The following is a 4,890-nucleotide window of genomic DNA, read 5'->3' on the forward strand; positions in this document are numbered from 1 at the left end:
CCGGTCCGTCGCCCTCGCTGCGTCCGTCGTCACCGGGGCTCTCCTGGACGAGAGTTGGAAGGGTTTTCTCCACTCCGTTGGCGTCGACCGTCGTGGTCGTCAGCTGGCCTTTCCCAGACGGCTCAACAGTCTCGCTTGTGATGACGCTGGACCCGTCCTGGTGAACCACATCTTTGGTGGTGTTGCGGCTACCATCTGGGTTCACTGAGGAGCGAGTGCGCTCCTCGATCCTCTGGCCTTGATCATCAAAAAGGGTCTTATCCGAGCTGAACGACTGGATCTGAGTCTCTGGGTCAATAATACTGTCCTTGACTTCCTGAAGTACTGTGCTGCGTGAACCGTCCGCTGCAACGCGAATAATAGTGGTTTCGGTGTGTGTGGGAAAGCTAGGGTCCTCCAATCCCCCGGGGGAACGTGTCTCGGTAACGGTTTTGAATGTCACGCTCCCGTCCCGGTTTGGAGTGGTGGTACGAGTCGTCACACTGCCATCGGGATTTACAGTAACCGACTCGTCAGGATGTGGCTGCGCTTCCATAAAAGATCGCCTTCGGTTGAACACCCTCCGCCCGCTACCGGGAGTTTGAGCCGGTTTGATGCGGGCGTGATGTTCGCTTCGGGGAGGTTGAGTCAGCGCTCCACTTCACTCTCGCACCGGGAATCGCAGTACGCATCTTCACTGGAGAGCGTGGGGGATTGACGTGTTGCGGGGGGCGGCACCGTCAGAGGGCTGTCGCTGGCGTACCAGGTGGCCTCGCACTCCGGGCAGCGGAACCGGGGTCAAGTGCCTCAGGCCTCGATCAGAGCCCGGTATGCCTCCCCGGCGGCGTGGATCGCCGCCCAGTGGGCCACGCCACCTGCCAGGCCCTCGTAGGGCAGACCGGCCCCGCAGAGCCGGCGCGACCGCCTGGTGCCCTCGGGCAGCTCAATGCCGCTGGATGTTGCTCCTGGCCATAACTCCAGGGTCCTCCCATCCAGCGGGGCAGGCCAGGGACGGTCACTTCTCGCCGCCCGGGGCGCGCATGGAGGTCGGCTCCGCGCGCGCTACACCGCTGCTTCGCTCACCTCATCACACATTCAGGATGCGCCCGGGGCGACCGCCGGGCCCGCAGACGATAGCCGGCACCCTCAGTCCGCCGGCTCAGACCCCGACTACACCTTCTTCTACGATGAGCCACATTCACTCCCGAAGTGCCGTGAGTGCGGATCCTGGTATCATTATTCGCGAGCTATAGCGCTCACAGCATCGGTCAGGGAATCGCTTTCTTTGGGGTGCAGCGCCGATCAGCGCTAAATTCAAAGCTCCCATGGGGAGCCATGATGGGTGATTTCAAGGAAATTACGTCACATGATTTCAGGTTTAATGTTGACGGCATGACGCAAGGGGTAAGTTTAAGAGGTTCTCAACTGGTGAACCTAAGAATCACTCTGTCGGCCTCACCACGTCCCGCGGGCGACATCGAAGTTAGCATCCAGAACAGCGCCCGACCACCGCAGGTTATAAAAGCGGACGGCTCGACGCGCGTGGTGACTTGGCAGGGTCTGCGACCCGGCTCATTCTTTGTGCTACTGCGGAGCACGCAGCCCATCCCGTCCGGGCAATTTAAGACGGGTCATTACATGCTCAGCAGCGATGCCCCAGAAGTGGACATCTCCTTGAGTAGCGGCCCCAGTGGAAGTCCTGAGGGGGGATCCGACCTGGCCCTGGCCCCGCCGTTCCCGCGGAAAGCGAGCAATTGGGTGAGGGGCATGCGCCTAAACATCCAGAGCCTGAGCCCCCGCCCCCGCCCCCGCCAGATCCGCCAGATCCGCCAGATCCGCCTGAGCCCCCGCCCCCGCCCCCGCCTGACCTCATAGGCGAGGCCGGAGAAGAGGTGACCCCGGATCCCCCTGGGCCCGTGAGAATGCTTGACCAATGAGGTCTTGGATGGACGGCGGTCCGGGCGATCAGTTCCTAGGGCGCCCGGGGTGGCGTCGGCACCTCTCAGTCCGCCGGAGCAGTCGGCGCGGGTACCGGCCAGAGAGAACCTTCCGGCGGCCTTGGCACCGCTGTCCCGTTTCGCGCGATGGCCACTGTTTCACGAGACGTTCTCGGATCTGCACGCCATGGACAACGTCATGTGAGACCGCCCGGGCCAGTGCGTTGCTCCTCACCGGTTCGGGCGCTGGCTTCAGTTGCGGAGTCCGCTGAGGCGGCCCAGAACCGCAGCACCAGGGTAAGCAACCCGAACCCGACCAGGAACGCCCCGTCCATAGCGAAGGCCGGCTTGTCCGACAGGGCGTCGTCGATATAGGCCTTGCTCTGAGAGAGCAGGGCCCACAATGCCACGAAGAAGCCGATGCGGATCGCCTTCGCGGACCGGCGCGGGAAGCGGTAGAGCAGTAGAAGCCTGCTGACCGAGACATGCGGCTCCTCGTCGGTGCTGGCTCGCTCGGCTGTGTTCACCCGCTCGGAAGCCTCGTCCAGCCAGCCGTGCGCCAGTGCGGTCGCGCCTTGGAGCGTTTCCGGCGTGGAAGGGAGTAGTTGCCTCGCCTTCCACCATTCGACGGCGAAGGCCACTTGCCGATTCGCGTCCTCGAAGGCGAGGCGGCGACGGCCCGCCCGTGACCGGCGCTGGTGCCGGTCCTGCAACACAATGCTCACCACGCCAGCCACCGCGGTCACAATCGGTGCCAGCACCGCTACGGAAACAGACACGACGTCTTGTTCGCGCATCGACAATCCCAACCGTTCGAGCCGGTAACGCAGCATCGCATCCCGGCACCGAACAGCTACGGATCGAAACGGCCTCTGCTCGAAAGCACTCATGAGCGCGGCCCAGGTTGCTGCTTGGGCCCGGCGCGGGGTCTCACCGTCCAACGACACCGCGCCCCCCGCCGTCACGCGGTGACCGGCTGCGGCACAGGTCGTCGGCCCGCTGTTCTACGCCGTCTGCCCCGGCCGGGCCCGGCCGGGGCTTTTATGTAACGGGCTTTTACTGCAAAAAACTTGACGTAGATAAACAGCTCGCCGGGCCTGCATCGTGGGTTGGGCCGGACAGTCCTACCCGGACACAGGCCGCTAGTACTCCAACCGTAGATCGTGATCTTCATTCCTGATTCGCGGCTTGTCGGCGGTAGTGGCTGGCCCGGGCTCGGGCCTGATGGCGGCGTCGCCAGGCGGACCAGCGGAGCCGGTGGGCCGCGTCGTGCACAGGCCGGACGACGAGCGTGGTGAACAGTCGCTGGATCTCGTTGCAGGTGAGCGGTATCAGCCCGTCCGGGGTGGGATGACGAGCGTGTTCGTCAGCGCGTACGACGGCGAGGAAGGCGTGGGCGAGCATGGCCAGGGTGACCCAGCGCGACCACGAGGTGAAGCGGCGGAGTTGGTGCTCGTCCAGTCCGGCCAGGCCCTTTCCGGACTGGAGGGTCTCCTCCACCCGCCATCTCGCCCCGGCGACCCGCACCAGCCTGGCCAAAGGCACCGGAGTCGGCGACCAGCAGCGGTAGTAGGCGAGTTCACCGGTGGTGCGGTCGCGGCGGATCAGCAACTGAACGCTGCCGGGGCGGGGTTGGCCAGGTCGATGACGGCCCAGTCGTAGAAGCAGTGGCCCTTGGCGCCGACCCCTGCTGACAGCTTCTGCCAGGCTCGCTTGGGCACCTTCGCGGCCAGTGCGTCTGCGCGGAACTTCCCGGCGTCGGTGACCGCTTCGTGGGAGCAGGCGACGGCGAGCACGTAGCCGACCTGGCGATGTTCCAGCGCGGATCGCAGCTTCGGGTTGCCGCCGTAGACCTCGTCGCCTGCGACCCAGCTCACGCGGTGTCCGGCGTCAAGGAAGCGGCCGATCATGCGGGCGGCCAGCTCCGGCTTGGTCGCGAAGACGGTGCCCTCGCCCAGTCCCGCTGTCCGGCAGCGGTCCGGGTCGCACGTCCACGAGCGCGGGATGTACAGCTCGCGGTCCACTGCCGCGTGTCCGCGGCGGCCTGCATAGACGAGGTAGACGGCGACCTGAGCGTTTTCGATCCTCCCTGCGGTGCCGGTGTACTGGCGCTGGACACCCACGGTGTGCGTGCCCTTCTTCACGTCCCCGGTCTCATCGACGATCAGCACCGCGTCCTCGTCGTGCAGATGTTCCAGCACGTATTCGCGCACGTCATCGCGTACGGTGTCGGCATCCCACTTGGCCCGGACGAGCAGGTGCTGCATACCGTCCGGACTGGTCTCCCCGGCCCACTCCGCGATCGTCCAGCAGTTCTTGCGCGGCAGGTCCGACAGCAGCCCTCGCCCCAAGTCCCGCACCCGACGTCGGGGTTCGACCCGCGCGAACCGGCTCGCTATCCGGGACATCACGGCCTCGAATGCCTCCTGCCAGCGGGCAGGGTCTACGCTGTGCCCAGCGGCCACCGCATGATCGTTAGTCTTCACACACCGATGATCAGCGGTGGCCGCGGCCTTCCCGCAGCCGGTCCCCCGGCAAGATCGTGTGCACCAGGTCGCGCTGATACCAGGTGCCTGGCTCACCGCCGAGGCGGGCCGGGTCGGCGGGTCCGACGGGGACGAACCCGGCTTTGGTCAGTACCTTTTGGGACGCGGCATTCTGGCGGACGGTGGCCGCCCGCAGTGTGCGCAACCGGTACTGGGCCGCCGCCAGTTGGCACAGCTCCCGGACGGTTGCGGTCGCCACGCCTCGACCGGCGACGTGCTGCGCGACCCGGTAGCCAAGTTCCGCAGTGTGGTCTTCGATGTCGACCAGGTTGAACCTGCCGAGCACCGAGCCTTCCTCGGCGACGAGCACGTGGAAGGCGCAGATGCCAGCCTCCTGCTCAGCGAGCAAAGCGTTGTACCGGTCGGTGAACTGGTCGAAGAAGTCGTCGCCGCGGTCCGTAGTCAGAAGCGGTTTGTCGACGATCCGA

3 protein-coding genes and 1 pseudogene are annotated in these 4,890 nt (G+C 65.5%); all 4 read right to left on the bottom strand.

Annotated features, from left to right (window positions below; translation table 11 throughout):
- A partial coding sequence (locus ABZ117_RS16450; protein WP_356821274.1) for a hypothetical protein occupies positions 1–442 on the bottom strand: 442 nt, incomplete at its 3' end.
- Between the two features lie 1,671 nt (positions 443–2,113).
- Positions 2,114–2,749 (bottom strand): hypothetical protein, encoded by a 636-nt coding sequence (locus tag ABZ117_RS16455; RefSeq protein ID WP_356821276.1) that lies wholly within the window; start codon positions 2,747–2,749, stop codon positions 2,114–2,116.
- A 337-nt stretch (positions 2,750–3,086) separates the two neighbouring features.
- A pseudogene (locus ABZ117_RS16460) lies at positions 3,087–4,324 on the bottom strand (IS701 family transposase).
- 88 nt (positions 4,325–4,412) lie between these two features.
- A complete protein-coding gene (locus tag ABZ117_RS16465; protein ID WP_356821285.1) occupies positions 4,413–4,886 on the bottom strand; it encodes a GNAT family N-acetyltransferase in 474 nt (157 codons plus the stop codon).
- Between the last annotated feature and the right edge of the window lie 4 nt (positions 4,887–4,890).

The organism is Streptomyces sp. NPDC006309 (genome assembly GCF_040613095.1).
GTDB lineage: Bacteria > Actinomycetota > Actinomycetes > Streptomycetales > Streptomycetaceae > Streptomyces.